Origin of the sequence: Microcoleus vaginatus FACHB-2002, assembly GCF_040004035.1 — a bacterium.
Lineage (GTDB): Bacteria > Cyanobacteriota > Cyanobacteriia > Cyanobacteriales > Microcoleaceae > Microcoleus > Microcoleus vaginatus_C.
The window spans coordinates 1-16,057 of the sequence record NZ_JAMPLN010000023.1; the positions used below are offsets into that span (position 1 = coordinate 1).

The window sequence follows — 16,057 nt, forward strand, 5'->3', positions numbered from 1 at the left end:
TGAGAGCGAGTGCCATATGCTATGCTTTAAAGAAAATGAAAATTACGAGAAAAAAAAAGAATTTCGTTATAAAGAAAGGAATAGAGAAGAAAGAATAAAATACTACCAAACACGCTCGAAATTTAATTAAGGTTTATGGTAGTAAAAGCCTTGTATTTATTGATGAATCAGGATTTGAAGAGTTTCATGCTTGTGTTTATGCGTGGTCAAAAAAAGGAAAAAAAGTAGATGGGGATAGACAAGGAAAACGGGGGAAAAGAGAAAACTTAGTAGCAGGAAGAAGAAAAGGCAACAAGGACTTGATTGCACCTATGGTCTTTACAGGGAGCTTGAATGCAGAAAGTTTTGAAGGGTGGTTAGCTTTATATTTATTGCCATCTTTAAAAATACCATCAATATTAATCATGGATAATGCACCGATTCATCGTAAGACCGCAATTAGACTCCTAGTGGAGGAAGCAGGCCATCAGATACTTTTTTTACCAAAATACTCTCCTGACTTAAATGATATTGAGCATGATTTTAGTGCATTAAAGAGAGCTCTAATGTATTCGCATTCTGCCACATCTCTTGATGAGATTATTCGCGCTTATTGTGCAACTTAGTGTCTAATTTTTATTTGAAATAACTATATATGTCTTGGATGCGGTCGAGCAATTGTTTTTCTGAGTCTGTTACTTCAGGTAAGTTTTCTTGCCATTCTTGGAAAAATTCGCTGTTGCGAACTCGCTGCAAGCCGAAGTTATCAATTAGATAGCGGAGGTTAATGTCTCTTGATAGAAGTTTTTGCATGAGGATTAATAAAGGGTTTTATGATTATTAATAAGTTTAGCAGAATTTTGATTGTAACCGCAGATGAACGCAAAGGAACGCAGATGAAATTCTGAGTAAGTTAATTTGGCCCAGATGTCTGTTCATTGGGATTTGCGATCGGTAATTCGCTGTTTTTGTCCAGCTTGCATTTGCAGCAATTGCGGCACGGTGACAAAACGATATCCCTGCTGTTTGAGTTTGGGAATAATTGCAGATAGCGCCTCGACTGTTTGCTGGCGATTTCCGCCGCCGTCGTGCAACAATACGATCGCCCCCGTTGAAGCTTGGGATAGGACAGTACGGGCGATCGTAGCGGCCGGAGGTTGCAGAAAGTCTTTAGGATCGATCGACCACATCACCACTACATAATTTTTCTTTTTAGCGTAATCTGCCAAACCGTTATTTAAGCGGCCGCCGGGCGGGCGAAACAAGAAACTTTTTGCCCCAGTCGATCGATAAATATGAACGCCTGTATTATCTATTTCATCCGAGGCTGTTTTTTCGGTAACATTGTGAGAATAGTGATGCCAAGTATGATTGCCGATCGCATTTCCCGCTTGCACAACTCTTTTCGCAATTTCTGGATACTCCCGCAAATTTGCACCCAAGCAGAAAAATGTAGCTATCGCGTTATGTTTCTGCAAAATTTCTAATATTTTCAAAGTTTCAGGCGAAGGGCCATCGTCAAATGTCAGGGCGATAACTTTTGAGTTGTTAATACTTGCTTTATAAACAATTTGGCTGCTAAATTGCGCGGGCGGTGCGAATACTAAAGGTTGTTCTGGAGGTTTGGGAGAGGGAGTTGCGGGGGGAGTATGCGGTGTTTTTATTTTTCGGGGTTTCTGGAGGTTTGGCGGCGGGTTTTCAACGGGTGCGATCGGTATTAACGGATTTGAATTGGCGGTTTTTCGGTTTTCCCACAACAGGGAAATTGTGAGGCTCAATCCGATAAGTATAACGGTTTTAATTACCCATGTTTTATTGACTTTGGAACTCATCAGGTAGAGGATTTATTTTGAACAATCTCATTATGCCTGATTGTTCTGCCAGCTTGAAAGTTTGGTAATTTTTTTTTCCAAAAGGTCGATCGAATGGCGAGCGAGACTTTCATCTAAAATTATACAGACCTTTTGATATCAGGTAGGATACTTATCAGTAGGAAGGTGGATGCCCACATAACCGATAATCAACTTTGTTGTCTTTACTTCTGGGAAGAAGTGAATTCGCCAATTGCATTCTTTCAGTTTGACGTGTCGTTCAAACAGACGTTCCTCACCGTCAGGACAAACAAAGGTTCGCTCTCTCCAATATTGGTTAAGGGTAGGTTGACTTTCTGCCGACTCCTCAAAGGGATAACCCTCTAGACTAAAATACCCCGCCTGCCAATTCTTAGCGCACTTATCAAGAACAGACAATACTTCTAAAACAAGTTCAAGCTTTTTTTCTCCTGTACGAAGTCTTCGCAACTGCTTAGTGCCAGCATTACAAAATTGCAGACTAGGGAACAACTCATCTCTACGATTCCAGAGTTCCATCCCGTTAAGCCGATCGGGTTGGAGACGCTTCTGAATCCAATCAGCGTGTTCGAGAACGTGGTTTTTCTGACTAGCATGAAGAACCTCTACACTTTCTTCTATTAGCTCTCCATTCTCATCAATTTGTATCAAATCTAAGTTGATGCGACTAGCATTCCACAGCAATTCTGAATGCAGACTAATGACTAATGTTTCAAAGTAGTAAGCAACTTTAAAGCTTTCGGATTGAATACCCTGTAAACTCAACTCACAACCAGGGTCTTCAACTTTTATTTTAATCTCTATATCTGGAATATCAACGGATAAAGGAGTCTTAGTTGCAAGCGTTCTCAAAAAAGTCCGCTCGTCTTTATTAACTTCAGGATCGTTACGCCAACGAGAAAGAGGATAGCTTTCAGCAAGAATCATAGCATGAAAATCTGCTTGAATGCGAATTCCCTTCAGCCCACAGCCTTTAGCTGCAACCATCGTCCTAATCAATTCTGACATCCATTGTCGTGCTGTAGAAATATCAGGAGCAAGAGTTCGCGCGGACAGTTCATTAAACACCATCTCCAAATCCATCGCTTATTCTCCTTCCACCGCAGGTTCCAACAAAATCTCCAAGCTGTTGTCCCACTCATCAAAAAAACCCTCCGGCCATAGATCAATTCGTCCGTTGCGATCGATTTTTGGCGATATTACCTCAGTCACAGCTTGTCCTTCTTTATTTTGACGCTGGAAGTAATGCAACCGAACATCTTTCGGGTCAATTTTGCCCCCGTGAACCGCAAGGCGAATCCCGTTTAAAACATGATCGCTGTGAGTTTCTATCACAACTTGAACGCCACCGCTAGCCGCCAAAGCTAATAATTGACCCATTTTAACTTGTCCTTTCGGATGGAGATGCGCTTCAGGATTTTCAATTAAAATGATTGTACCAGGTGTTGATGCAAGTGCCGCTACAATAATCGGTAAAGTGTAGCTAATTCCAAATCCCACATTAGTTGCCCGGTAAGGATTGCTATCTCCATAGGAATATTGAAAACTCATCAAATCGACATCTGATTTGGCATCAATTTTGAGTCGCGTACCCGGACTCACTTCTCCCATCCACGCCTCAACTTGGTCGATTAAATCCATTGATTTTGCACTAGATTGCTCTTTTTCTCTTTGAGTCTTTAATTTTACCTCTGGATGACTGAGACTGCTATTGGGAATAACTTTCCGTCCATTAATAGCCAGAAAATGAGCCGCATATTCACCTTTGATACCCAATTGACCGAGCTGTCGTACTTGGTAATCTGACATTTCATTAAATGGCCGAGGTCCGATCCGTTCTGCCTGAAGGTAATGAAAATTATTGCCAAAAAGATTATATTTATACACTTCCGACGTAACTTGTTCCATGAGAATGTTCAACACATCTACCTCTTGGTTATATTTGAAACACCATATTCCTTCGCTGTTGTTTTCCCAAACAATGTCAAAAGCAATTAAGTCCTCTTTTGCTCCCTCAAAAAGTGCGTCTCTAGCAGTACCCACATTCACTAAATCGCCATTAAGGGCTAACCCTTTTCCTGGCAGTAAACCCTGTTGGTAAGATTGTCGCAGCAGCAGGAACGATTGCATAACAGAAGATTTCCCAGTGCTGTTTAATCCGGAAAATAACGTGATTTTTTTGAATTCCAATAACTGATTTGCAAAAGGTTTGAAGTTGACCAAGCGCAGCGAAGTAATCATGCCAGAACCTCCTGAATTATTTTTTCAATTATCTTAAATCTGTACTCGATTTTTTCCGCTGCCTGAGAGATAGAAGTCAGAAACTCTCGATCGCTATCTACATATTTTCTAAATTTTTCAATCAATTGCTCCTTGTGCTGCTTCAATATATTAAGTTGCTCGTCGCTAAGTAAACTGAGATTAACAGACCAAACTTCAAACAATGCTTTATTTATTGGAAACATTTTTGTTTGGTGTTGGGAGATTTTACGAAAGGCATTTTTCCCAAAAATTTGCCAGGCGGCAATCATAGCTTTTGTGAAATTATTTTCTATTACTTGTAATTCCTGTTCAGACATATTATTAACCTTAGATAATGCTTTACTTAAAAATAGATTTCTCTTTTCAGATTGAGAATTTTTATAAGATGTAAGCGTAAAGGCTAAAAAACCGAGTATAAATTCCCGATCGTCCATCCGCATTTTACGCAACTTACTCAGCTTAGTAACTTGCTGGAATTCATTAGATGTAGCAAGTTGAGCTAGAAACTTTGTTGCCTTACCGGGGTTGAGAGCATGGCGGAGCTCTTGGGGAGTCATTGGCAATCCCCCTGTATTAATCCGTTTAAAAATGTTATATTTAACTTCAGGAGGTGTACCTTTTTCAATCAAATAAACTGTAACCTGAGTTTCCTCTATTCGACGCTGGTATCTGCGTTCAATTTCATCATAAGTTTTACCTTCTAAATTGGTTAAGTATTCTAGTCCGCATAACCTAAGTGTTTTATCGCTCATAAATTGCTTGAGAGCAGATAGCCGTTGCAATCCATCCACAACTAACCATTTATCTTCATCAGTTGCATCTATATAAAAAGCTGGTAATGGAATCCGAATCAGGAGCGACTCAATCAGTCTACTTTTAGCGTCATCTTTCCAGATGTTTGCATGGCGCTGAAAGTCGGGTGCTAAGTCAAGAGCTTCCTCATCGATTCTTCTTAAAAGTTGCTCGATGGTTGGTTCTCTGGTGAAAATATTAATTTCATCAGGATCGTATATCAATTTGTCTGTTGGATAAGGTTCAGAATCGTTATCTTCTTCCTCTTGCATCAAATTTAGTTCATCAAGCGTCGTATCTTCGTTAGATACTTGGTTGTAGGGTTCAGGCTGAGCTACCATAGAAAATACTCCTTTGTATTAATATTTATTATGATTCTGTATTGTCTTATTAAAACTTGGATGACGCTCCTAGCAGATAAGAACATTCTCAAATATTATCGCACAAATTCTCTCTTGTAGAGACGCCACGAACCGCATCTCTACAAATAATCTCCTTACAATCGGCAAGTTTGTCGTGCCCTTTCATCCTCCGGTTCTTGCCACCCAAAAGCAAAATGACTCACCGCATTAATTTGCGGCGTCGCCGAGCGAATTGCCGCCATTTGAATCTCCAAAGACGGCCGATTTTTCAGAGGTTTTCCCCAATCTCCAGCAATGGCAGGAATAATTTTTGCTCCCGCAGGCGCTAAACTTACTGTCCGCTGCACCTGTGGCACAATGCAGCTTACATCGCCGCAATTTCCGTAAGACATGGCGTGGAATTCCATTGCAGCCGGAAAGGTGTCCCAAGGCTGCAATCTCGAATCATATCCCCCTTGATTTATGGCTTGATTTGCAGTGGGAAAAAACACTGCTCCTACAGGAATTCCCATCCTTTGAGCTGGTTGAATTGCTACCCCCAAAAAATCTAAAATCCCTTGGACGGCGTGAGCAACGCTCAGTTTCCACAGGTCTTTTTGCAGAGTGCCAGTATCGGGAAGCCGCGGTGTCGGTGTCGGTTTTGGTGTGGGAGTTGTAGGGTTTGGCTTGTTAGCAGCGGGAGTTGTTGAGGCCGATCGTGATGCGGCATTCTGGCTTCTAGAAGGTGAAGTTGCTACTGACATCGCCTGCGGAATTCGGCCCTGCCAAAGAGGTTCTCGCTCAGTTGGATACTGTTTGACTACTGCTTGAACGTCAGTAGTATTGATAAATCCCCTAGTCAAATACCGCTGAATTAAATCTCGCCCTTGCTGATTGCTAGCCCGCTGCAAAAGAACTTGCTGCGATGCTGGGCCGTAAATCCACAAGTCTTGAACTTTGGTAGCAACTGAAGCGGGTCCGATGCCCCGTAGATAGCGAATGTAGTCGAACAACATTCCTTGGGGCTTGCGCTTGACTATTTGATTTACTAACAAAGTATAGTCTTGCCGCGCTTGTGGGTTGTACGGATCGATAAAGGCTTGATTGCCCGGAACTTCTCCGAAGTCCTCGTTAATTGCTGCGTATTCGCTTACTGTTAAACTTGTCTGATTTTTACCGTTGATAGCGAGGGTTTGCTGTCTGTCGGGACGCTGAGCATAGCTATAGCCAAAGTTCATGGTAAATAACCATGCGTAAACTTTTAAACCTCGCTGTTTGCCTTTGGCGATCGCCTTTTCTAACAAATCGTATTTCTCGTAACCGCGATTTCTCACAACCGAAGGCCAAGCCGTAGGATTGTCTGCAACTGGGAGAAGCACTTGACCATCGTAAAACACTTCGACATAGACTTGGTTGTAGCCTTTATTCACAACTTTGTCTAATACTCGATCGAGTTCTCCGGGTCTGACATCGCAGGGATACAAACGCAGCCAAACTGCTTGGGTTTCGGGCCAAGTTTTTTGGCGGCATTCTGCTATTTCCCGCGCGTGTTTGTTCAAAACAGCAAAATATGCTTGCTGAGATTCCCGTTTTCCCGACAGCGCGGCGCGGCGCAAGTCTTCTTTTTGATTGACCTGTTCTTGGGATAATTGGCAATAGGCTGATGTTTGGGCAAAAGCTGGTTGATTTCCGATAAACGACCAAACAAGCTGGCTGATGAAGCTACTGGTTAAAACAGCAGTTACCGCACTTAAAAAGCGTCGCTGGTGTTGAAAATTCGCGATGCGAGTTGGTGCAATTTTCATGGGAGATTTGAATGGGGTTTTCTGGTTTAAATTGGGTGGCGATCGCAAAAATGCGATCGCGCTCAACAAGCAGCTACAAATTTTCTACTTTTTTCGGTTGACTTAGTTATGGCACAAGTCGATCGCACAATGCAAATTCTATCTGGCGGCTATTTAAATTCAATAAGGGCGATCGGGCAAGATAAGACTCCGCGATTAAAGCGCTGCTATGTTATACAAACTTTCCTCTGCCTAAGTGTTAGTGCGGAGGCACGCACCTTCGCGAACTCAAAAATAAAGGGGGTAAAAAGCCCGGATTTGATATCATATCCAGTTCGATTTTTCTGTATTTTTTCACTAAATGCTGCATAAAAAAGCGCCTGGATACAGTGGGCGCTAAAAGCAGTTGATATTTCTACTAAAAATTGTTAACACTCAAATATCAAGGATGAAAGATGAATTATTAAAATTTATCCTTGCTCCTAAATTTTGAGATTAAGCTCCTCTGTTAAGAGCAGCTTCAATTTGCTGAAATTCTGACTCAAGACGCTTTTTCAATTTTTCAGGAACCGGACGGTTTGGATAGGAACTGTAATGTCCTGCCAAAGAGTTTAATGCCGTCCGCATTGTCGTGAAAGAGGCCAGCTTGGTAAGAGCGGGATCGCGGCGGTATTCAGCAAAAAAATCGTTGATACTTGTGCGAGCCTTGGCTTGAGCGGCTGCTTTTTCCGGCGTGCCCTCTGGCAAAGTGAGCGCTGTTCTCAAGCTGTTCACTAATGCTAATGTGTCTTGGCCATAATCTCCACTCAGAGTGGCCGGAACATTGGTACAGCCCGCTATGCCGATGACAACAACTAATACCAGGGCTAACAGACGGGAAATGTAATGCTTCATAAGGTTTAGAAAAAGGGAAGCGAAAGCGGTAATCAAAATTAACCTTTATCCTATCTCGAATTGAGGTCATAATGCCAATTTTTCAAAGTTTTTGCATCAATACCATGAAACAGAAAATTTGTCAATCTAAAATCTAAAATCTAAAATCTAAAATCGATTGATTTGTCCAGCAACAACGGAGAGAATTTGGGTTTGTCGCAGCCACTGAGCATCAAAAGCGCCTAGGTGAGTTGTAGTAATCAGAGTTTGAAATCGTTCTTGAATTGTTTCTAAAAGTTGATTTTGGCGGCTCAGATCGAGTTCTGCAAGTACGTCGTCGAGCAAGAGTAAAGGCGCTTCGCCGACGACTTCTTCAATAAGCTGCAATTCGGCTAATTTTAATGCTAATACCAGAGTTCGCTGCTGACCTTGGGATGCGTATTGACGAGCTGGGGTATTGTTAATTGTAAATGTAATATCGTCGCGGTGGGGACCTACTAAAGTGGTTCCTTGAAACTGTTCTGCGATCGCCCTTTTTTGAATTTTATCTAAAAATGCTTGTCGCACTCCTTCGAGATTATCTTTAGCGATTAATTCCGCCCCTACTTCAATATTAGCATCGTATTTCACATCCAAAACTTCTGCTGAACCGCTAATTGAACGGTGCCAATTTCGAGCTAAAGGCATCAAACGCTCCAAAATTCGATCGCGCCTGCGGATGACGCGAGCGCCCGCTGTCGCCAACTGGGCGTCCCACAAAGCTAATTCTGAATGGGGAATGGGGAATTGGGAATGGGGCATTGGGCATTGGGCATTGGGCATTGGGAATTCTGCGATATTTTGGTCTTCGGGAGTTTCAGATCCTATAAATCGCATTTGGTCAAAACTTTCGGAAAATTCCGCTTTCCTGATTTCTTTAGAACGTTTTAACAGAGCGTTTCGCTGGCGCAAAATTTGGTTGTACTGCTGCAAAATGTGAGCGTAAATCGGTTCTAACTGGATGACTAGGCGATCGATCCAATTGCGCCTTCCTTCGGGCCCGCCGCGCACTAAGTCCAAATCCAAACAAGAAAACTGCACTACATTTAAGACGCTCAAAAAGTCTAAATGGCGACGCAGCGGTTCACCGTTGATCTTCAGTGTTCGACGCGCCCCAGAGCGAAGAGTTAAAGCTAAGTCGATCGCTCCGGTTTGACGTTCGAGTGTAGCATCAATTTGCCCGATCGGCTTTGAGTCGAGTATTAAATCGCGATCGCGCCCTACCCTGTGGCTTTTTAAGGTAGAAAGCAACTCTACCGCTTCTAACAAGTTAGATTTTCCTTGCGCGTTATTTCCTACTAAAATGGTTTTGGGAGCGTCAAACGCTACCTTTTGATCAAAGTAGTTCCGAAACTGCCGTAGGTGAAGCGTTTTTAAATACATAATATTAGTAATTGGTAATTATTGGTAATTGGTAATACAGTCATCGTGGGTTGCACAATCGAGCGCCTTTTACCCGTTGGCAATTGCGAGCCTTTTTGGCAATTGCGATTTTCGCGGAGCGTGGCGCTTGCAATGACATTATAACGAAGTAATAAATGTTTAATTGTGGACTAATATCTTTAGTCTTCATAGCGATGACTTGCGCTGTGAGCCAGGGGTTTTCCACCCTGGCGAATGTTGAGAACAGTGCTAATCAGGCGAGAGCTCTAGCTAATAAGGAAACATCCAGTATGCGTTAGCCCTTAACACTATTTTCGAGATTTGTAAAAGCGCACAAACAGTTTTTCCATTTCAATCCAGACAAACATCAGGGCGCTGAAACCGAAGCAAACCATCAATTCAAAAGGCGACAAATAGTGAGTGCCAAAAAATGCTCTCAGTGGCGGAACGTAAATCAGCATTAATTGCAAAGCAGTAGTAACAATCACAGCTCCCCAAACAAAAACATTAGTCAAGGGATTTAATTCGATAGTTAGCTGAGTGTTAGACCGAATTGCGATCGCGTGACCCATTTGCGCCAAACAAAGAGTTGTGAACACCATTGTTTTCCAAGCATCGGGATCTCCAACATGGTTAGGGTTGGTGGTATATCCATAAGCCCAGGACATCATCGTGATCGTCAAAATTGCAAAAATAATCCCGATCCGAATCATGTAAGAACCCAAACCCCGCGCAAAAATACTTTCTCGCGGACTGAAAGGAGGCTTTCTCATCACGTTCGGTTCCCCCGGTTCCACGGCCAAGGCCAAAGCGGGAACGCCGTCTGTTACTAAGTTCATCCACAAAATTTGCAGCGGCGTCAGCGGCACTCCTCCCAAACCGATTAAAGGTGCGGCCGCAATTGTCAAAACTTCGCCGATGTTGCTGCCCAAAATGTACTTAATAAAGCGGCGAATATTGCTATAAACCACTCGTCCTTCTTCAGCGGCGGCGACAATAGTTGCGAAGTTGTCGTCGAGGAGCACCATATCGCTAGCTTCTTTGCTGACATCGGTGCCGGTAATCCCCATTGCGATGCCGATATCGGCTTGTTTCAAGGCGGGGGCGTCGTTAACGCCGTCGCCGGTCATGGCGACAAATTTGCCCCAACTTTGCAAAGCTTGAACTATTCGCAATTTGTGTTCGGGGGAAACGCGGGCGTAAACGCTAACCTGTTCGACTTGCTGTTTGAGTTCTTCTTGGCTGAGCTTTTCTAATTCTTGACCAGTGAGAACTCGATCGCCCTCTGTTGCAATACCTAAATCGTAGGCGATGGCTTTTGCTGTCAACTGGTGGTCTCCTGTAATCATCACCACCCGAATGCCAGCATTGCGACACTTCACCACTGCTTCGCGCACTTCCGGGCGCGGGGCGTCCAGCATACTGACGAGTCCCAGCCAAATCATTTCTTGTTCGCTGGTTTCCTCAGAACCTTCGGGCGGCAAGTTTTCCCAGAGTTTGTACGCAAAGCCGAGGACTCGCAAACCGCCGCTTGCCATGTTGTTGTTTTCGACGAGGATTCGATCGCGCATTTCCTGGGTTAAAGGTTGTACTCGATCGCCGACTATAATGCCTTTGCAGCGCTCCAAAGTCAACTCAGGAGAACCTTTGGTCAGCATCAAATAATTCGACTGCTGTCCTTTTTCTGCGGGAAATCCCGAATGTCCCGATCGGCCCGGCACTTCGCAAATCACGCTCATCCGCTTGCGTTCGGAAGAAAAAGGAAATTCCGCCGTCCGTGGCAGCAATTGAGACTGTTTTTCCTTATAAATGCCTGCTTTTCCCGCTACACACAGCAGAGCTCCTTCTGTAGGGTCGCCTAAAATCTGCCATTGTTGCTGTTCTTGTTGCAATACTGCGTCGTTGCAAACTGCACAGGCAATTAATAAAGATTCGAGTTCTGGATATTCCTCTAAATTATTAATTTTGGTCGATGTCAGGCGATCGGTAAAATCTCCGATCGGGGCATAGCCAGATCCTGCGACGGCGACTGTGCAGTCGCCCGTAGACACTAGCTGAACAACCATTTTATTTTGAGTCAGAGTACCTGTTTTGTCAGAACAAATGGTAGTTACCGAGCCCAAAGTTTCTACTGCAGGCAGTTTGCGAATCAGGGCGTTTCGCTTCACCATCCGCCTAGTTCCGAGTGCCAGAGTAACTGTCACGACTGCTGCAAGTCCTTCGGGAACCACAGCCACAGCCATGCTGAGAGAAACTTCTAACAAATCTTCAAACCTGCTGGTATCGAACCCGATGCCGCCGTTTTGGAAGGTAATCATGCCGCCGATGACGACAATTGCGACTAAGGTTAGGGCACCGGAGACTAGAACATTTCCCAACTGGCTCATCCGCTGTTGCAGGGGAGTCGGTTCGGTTTCTACTGACTGAAGCATGGTGGCAATTTTGCCCAGTTCAGTTTGCATTCCGGTGTTGGTGACGATCGCCTTTGCTCGTCCCTGAACAACTTCTGTGCCCTGAAAAATCAGGTTGAGTCGATCGCCCAAGGAAGCATCTTCTGGAAGTTCTAGCTCTGCTTGCTTGGTTACTGCTAGAGCTTCTCCTGTCAAAGCAGATTCTCTGACTTGCAGATTTGATGTTTCGATCAAGCGTGCGTCTGCTGCTATTTTTACCCCAGCCTCCAACAGCATCACGTCTCCGGGTACGAGTTCCTTGGCTGCTATTTCCGAAGTTTTGCCGTCCCGCACGACTCTGACTAGGGGGGAAGCGAGGTTTTTGAGGGCTGCGAGGGCTTTTTCGGCGCTGCTTTCTTGGAAATAGCCGAGAATGCCGTTGAGTATGACGATCGCAAAAATGGCGATCGCATCTTTGGGAAAAGTATTCGACCGAAAGTCCAAAAAACCCGAAATCACGGCCACACCCATCAGCATCAACAACATGATGTTGGTGAACTGATCGACAAAAATCGACCACGGACTGCGGCCTCCTGTTTCTTCGAGTTCGTTGGGGCCGTATTGCTGCAAGCGTTCTGACACCTGTTGGCTGCTCAAGCCAGCGTCTTTGTTGCTGCTTAGCTGCTTGAGAGTTTTGTCAATTGCTACGGTGTGCCAAGAATAGGGAGAATTTGAAGACATAAATTACGATCGAGCATGGGGAAATTAGGCGAATGAGGCCGGACAGCTACAGCCGATGGATGTGGCTGATTACAGCCAGAGACTTTTAAGTTTTGAGTTCTGAATCAAAAACTGTTTAACTTGGGACTCGTTTTGGGCGGTTCGATGCCGGGGAAGCAAAAAGCTTTTAACTTCACTGCGTCTGGCAGCTCGATCGCGCCGTTTGTAGGCCTACGGCTGATAGCACCTATCCACCTTACTACTAAAAATTAGCAATTCCTTCGGCTTTTACACAGAAAATAAGCTGAGAGCATGAGTGACTTTAGTCTGGGGATGAAAGCGTGCATCGCAGGTCAAAACCTACCTTAAAACAAACGTAATAAAAGGCGTGTATCCGAACTCATCTATTTAGCTGAGTTTTAATGTTAAAAGAAAAATGGCGCTGCGTCGCCCGGTCTCGATCGCCTCTGTTAATTGTCTCACCATCGACAATGCTCAGCTTGCCACACCCTTCCGTGCGACTAGCCTGTGGGAAGCAGAACATAGAACATATAGATGAAGAAAGTTTTTTTGCAACCGCTGCGCGGAACACAGTAGATGTTTGGTCTTGGCTCAAGTCCAAGGACTCCCCATGATACAAGAATCCCCGCGTTATGAAAGACCGCGCCCGGTCTTCCAACTTCCAACGGCTGAGTTTTGTCGTTAAATGCTGATATTTCCGGCAAAAGCTGAGGCTGTGGCGATCGGGTTCACAATCTTTTGGATTTTGCCCACACCCAATTCTGCAGCCATCCTGACATTGGGCAGAATTTTTGCTTTTTTCCCTATTCCCCCAGCCTTCTTTTACGAAAACTTTAATTTACTTAATACTTCTTAACAATTCGGCTTTTCCAGAGAAAGCCAACAAACGCGATCAATCCACGGGAGGGTTTGGGGCAGTTCCACCCCCACGGCAGGGCGATAGAAGCAAACTCTTCGTTTAGCAGTCCCCTCGCGCATCTACCCTAGGAATGATTTTTGCCCGCACTTGCCCCGGAAATATTTACCTTCTTAGAGAGATAAGTTTCTGTAATAATTTGTAATAAACAAAGACGAGCGAGCATTGTATAAAGATTATCAGAGGGTTGAAACGACAGGCCAAAGTTAACAAAAACACTGATTGACAAGGTTTGTCGCATCTCATAAAAGGTGTAAAATTTTCTAAGGTTTCTTAAACGTCCGTTGCAATGTAACAATAGTGCAGGTAGCGGAAAGGGAGAGATCGATGGAAGCAGCAGATTAGCTGGCATCCAATTTCAACCCTTGCAGGCACTCGTAGCCTGAACAAATTTAACTTAACGGTTTTATACCGCAACCAAACTCAATTAACTCAAGTAGGAGAGTTCTTTCATGTTTGACGCATTTACAAAAGTGGTTTCCCAATCTGACGCTCGGGGCGAATTTCTAGCTCAGGGCCAACTCGATGCTCTCAGCAGCATGGTTTCCGACGCTAACAAGCGGATTGACGCAGTAAACCGCATCACCGGTAACGCATCCAGCATCGTAGCCAATGCAGCTCGCACCCTGTTCGCCGAACAGCCTCAACTGATCGCTCCTGGTGGCAATGCGTACACCAACCGCCGCATGGCAGCTTGCTTGCGCGATATGGAAATCATCTTGCGCTACGTCACCTATGCAACATTTGCAGGCGACGCCAGCGTTTTGGACGACCGCTGCTTGAACGGTCTGCGTGAAACATACCAAGCTCTGGGAGTTCCCGGTGGCTCAGTTGCAGCCGGCGTGCAAAAAATGAAGGAAGCAGCAATCGCGATCGCTAACGACCCCAACGGTGTTACCCGTGGTGATTGCAGCTCGCTGATGTCTGAAATCGGCAGCTACTTCGACCGCGCAGCTAATGCAGTCGGCTAAAAATAGCCAAGCGAACCTTTCTTGTAAAGAAGCGAGCATCGCATTTTTGCAAACAATCATTTTTGTACAAAAACAACACAACATTAGGGAGAAACCAGAACAATGAAAACCCCTTTGACTGAAGCAGTAACCGCAGCCGATTCTCAAGGCCGTTTCCTGAGCAGCACTGAACTGCAAGTAGCATTCGGACGTTTCCGCCAAGCAGCAGCAGGTTTGGAAGCAGCCAAAGCTTTGACCGCCAACTCTCAGCGCTTGATCGACGGTGCAGCTCAAGCTGTGTACAACAAATTCCCGTACACCCAACAAATGCAAGGCCCTAACTACGCTTCTACCCCAACCGGTAAAGCCAAGTGCTCTCGCGACATCGGCTACTACCTGCGGATGGTAACCTACTGCTTAGTTGCAGGCGGCACCGGTCCGATGGACGAGTACCTGATTGCAGGTGTTGACGAAATCAACCGGACATTTGAATTGTCTCCTAGCTGGTACGTGGAAGCTCTCAAGTACATCAAAGGCAACCACGGTCTGAGTGGCGACGCTGCAACTGAAGCGAATTCCTACATCGACTACGCAATCAACGCTCTAAGCTAGATTTGCGTGATGCCCGGAATTGTAAGCTGCTGTTAGCTTAAGTGTTAGCGGTTGTTTAGAATTCCGGGCATCTGCGATCTAAGCCTAGTTTTGCAAATACTTTTTTTAAGCAGTTTTCAGTTTTTAAAGCAAAAAAGGGAGAAGCGAAGATGGCGGGATTAGGTGCAGCAGAACGGTTGGGAATAAAAGCATTTGAAGAAGCGGGACGAGTAGAACTGCGCCCCCACTGGACGCAAGACGATGCGAAAGCAGTAATTCGCGCTGCTTACAGCCAAGTTTTTGGCAACGAGTATTTAATGTCGAGCGAACGACTTACCAGTGCTGAATCTCTGCTGCTGCAAGGGCAGATTTCAGTGAAAGATTTTGTGCGGTCAATTGCACATTCGGAAACCTATCGGAAAAAGTTTTTTTATCCGAACTCGCAAACGCGGTTAATTGAGCTTAATTATAAGCATTTGTTGGGCCGCGCTCCTTACGACGAGTCGGAAATTGCTTTCCACGTTGATTTGTACAATGCAGAAGGCTACGAAGCTGAAATCAATTCTTACATTGACTCAGTTGAGTATCAAGAAAATTTTGGCGACAGTGTAGTGCCTTACTATCGCGGTTTTGCGACTCAAAGAGGTCAAAAAACCGTCGGTTTTAACCGGATGTTTCAACTGTACCGGGGTTTTGCTTCTAGCGATCGCGCCCAAAACCAAACCCAAGCCCGCCTGACTTGGGAAGTAGCGAGAAATATGGCTTCGCCGATACACACAGCCTCCACCGGAAAAGCCCTTGGCGGGACTTCCGGCGGTTCTCGCGGCCAACTCTACCGAGTCACTGCAATGCAAGGTGCGGCTAAGTTTTCGCCTCAAGTGCGGCGGACAACTACCGAATATCTCGTGCCTTACGAGCAACTTTCGAGTCGCTTGCAGCAAATCAACAAATGTGGCGGCAAAGTGGTAAGTATTACCACAGCTTAAAGTTTGTAAAGACGTTTTTTTGAAACGTCTTTAGCAAATTAGGACTAAGGCTAAAAAATTCTTCAATTTTATGTGTAGAGGTAAGGTGTGCAGTGCACACCCTACTTTGAGGCATATTATCCTTAGTCCTAAAAATTTCAAGTGCAACCAAGCATTAAACTTTTGTCATTAATAATTTAG

Annotated in this window: 15 protein-coding genes; 6 read left to right on the forward strand and 9 right to left on the reverse strand. The window is 44.6% G+C overall.

Annotated features, from left to right (window positions below; all coding sequences use genetic code 11):
* Positions 1 to 14: 14 nt before the first annotated feature.
* Both NDI35_RS19170 and NDI35_RS19175 read left to right on the forward strand, forming a co-directional pair.
* Entirely contained in the window at positions 15 to 98 is an 84-nt protein-coding gene (locus NDI35_RS19170) for an IS630 transposase-related protein (RefSeq protein WP_445314201.1), read from the forward strand.
* Between the two features lie 60 nt (positions 99 to 158).
* Positions 159 to 605: a transposase gene (locus NDI35_RS19175; RefSeq protein ID WP_445314202.1), complete on the forward strand. Its 447-nt coding sequence runs from the start codon at positions 159 to 161 to the stop codon at positions 603 to 605.
* A gap of 10 nt (positions 606 to 615) precedes the next feature.
* Here NDI35_RS19175 and NDI35_RS19180 read toward each other — a convergent pair whose 3' ends face one another.
* The 9 genes from NDI35_RS19180 to NDI35_RS19220 all read right to left on the reverse strand — a co-directional run bounded on the left by NDI35_RS19180 (position 616) and on the right by NDI35_RS19220 (position 12,434).
* Positions 616 to 792: a hypothetical protein gene (locus NDI35_RS19180; RefSeq protein ID WP_445314124.1), complete on the reverse strand. Its 177-nt coding sequence runs from the start codon at positions 790 to 792 to the stop codon at positions 616 to 618.
* Between the two features lie 122 nt (positions 793 to 914).
* Positions 915 to 1,811, reverse strand: a complete 897-nt coding sequence (locus tag NDI35_RS19185) for a polysaccharide deacetylase family protein (RefSeq protein ID WP_445314125.1) — start codon at positions 1,809 to 1,811, stop codon at positions 915 to 917.
* A gap of 138 nt (positions 1,812 to 1,949) precedes the next feature.
* On the reverse strand, positions 1,950 to 2,912 hold the full coding sequence (locus tag NDI35_RS19190) for a hypothetical protein (protein ID WP_445314126.1): 963 nt from the start codon (positions 2,910 to 2,912) through the stop codon (positions 1,950 to 1,952).
* 3 nt (positions 2,913 to 2,915) lie between these two features.
* Positions 2,916 to 3,959, reverse strand: a complete 1,044-nt coding sequence (locus NDI35_RS19195) for an AAA family ATPase (protein ID WP_510182639.1) — start codon at positions 3,957 to 3,959, stop codon at positions 2,916 to 2,918.
* Between the two features lie 107 nt (positions 3,960 to 4,066).
* Positions 4,067 to 5,224 (reverse strand): DUF262 domain-containing protein, encoded by a 1,158-nt coding sequence (locus NDI35_RS19200; protein WP_445314128.1) that lies wholly within the window; start codon positions 5,222 to 5,224, stop codon positions 4,067 to 4,069.
* A gap of 155 nt (positions 5,225 to 5,379) precedes the next feature.
* Positions 5,380 to 7,029, reverse strand: a complete 1,650-nt coding sequence (locus tag NDI35_RS19205) for a family 10 glycosylhydrolase (RefSeq protein WP_445314129.1) — start codon at positions 7,027 to 7,029, stop codon at positions 5,380 to 5,382.
* 474 nt (positions 7,030 to 7,503) lie between these two features.
* Complete coding sequence (gene psb27 / locus NDI35_RS19210) at positions 7,504 to 7,902, reverse strand: photosystem II protein Psb27 (RefSeq protein WP_190659832.1); 399 nt, start codon at positions 7,900 to 7,902, stop codon at positions 7,504 to 7,506.
* Between the two features lie 147 nt (positions 7,903 to 8,049).
* Positions 8,050 to 9,303: a DNA replication/repair protein RecF gene (locus NDI35_RS19215; protein ID WP_445314130.1), complete on the reverse strand. Its 1,254-nt coding sequence runs from the start codon at positions 9,301 to 9,303 to the stop codon at positions 8,050 to 8,052.
* A 308-nt stretch (positions 9,304 to 9,611) separates the two neighbouring features.
* Entirely contained in the window at positions 9,612 to 12,434 is a 2,823-nt protein-coding gene (locus NDI35_RS19220; RefSeq protein WP_445314131.1) for a cation-translocating P-type ATPase, read from the reverse strand.
* A 401-nt stretch (positions 12,435 to 12,835) separates the two neighbouring features.
* Between NDI35_RS19220 and NDI35_RS19225 the strand changes: the two genes are divergently transcribed.
* The 4 genes from NDI35_RS19225 to NDI35_RS19240 all read left to right on the forward strand — a co-directional run bounded on the left by NDI35_RS19225 (position 12,836) and on the right by NDI35_RS19240 (position 15,877).
* Positions 12,836 to 13,048 (forward strand): hypothetical protein, encoded by a 213-nt coding sequence (locus tag NDI35_RS19225; protein ID WP_445314132.1) that lies wholly within the window; start codon positions 12,836 to 12,838, stop codon positions 13,046 to 13,048.
* 754 nt (positions 13,049 to 13,802) lie between these two features.
* The gene (gene cpcB, locus NDI35_RS19230; RefSeq protein ID WP_333037001.1) at positions 13,803 to 14,321 is read left to right on the forward strand and encodes a C-phycocyanin subunit beta; all 519 of its coding nucleotides are present in this window, start codon (positions 13,803 to 13,805) and stop codon (positions 14,319 to 14,321) included.
* A 102-nt stretch (positions 14,322 to 14,423) separates the two neighbouring features.
* Positions 14,424 to 14,912 (forward strand): C-phycocyanin subunit alpha, encoded by a 489-nt coding sequence (cpcA, locus tag NDI35_RS19235; RefSeq protein WP_006631256.1) that lies wholly within the window; start codon positions 14,424 to 14,426, stop codon positions 14,910 to 14,912.
* Positions 14,913 to 15,061: 149 nt separating this feature from the next.
* Complete coding sequence (locus tag NDI35_RS19240; RefSeq protein ID WP_445314133.1) at positions 15,062 to 15,877, forward strand: phycobilisome rod-core linker polypeptide; 816 nt, start codon at positions 15,062 to 15,064, stop codon at positions 15,875 to 15,877.
* Positions 15,878 to 16,057: the final 180 nt, after the last annotated feature.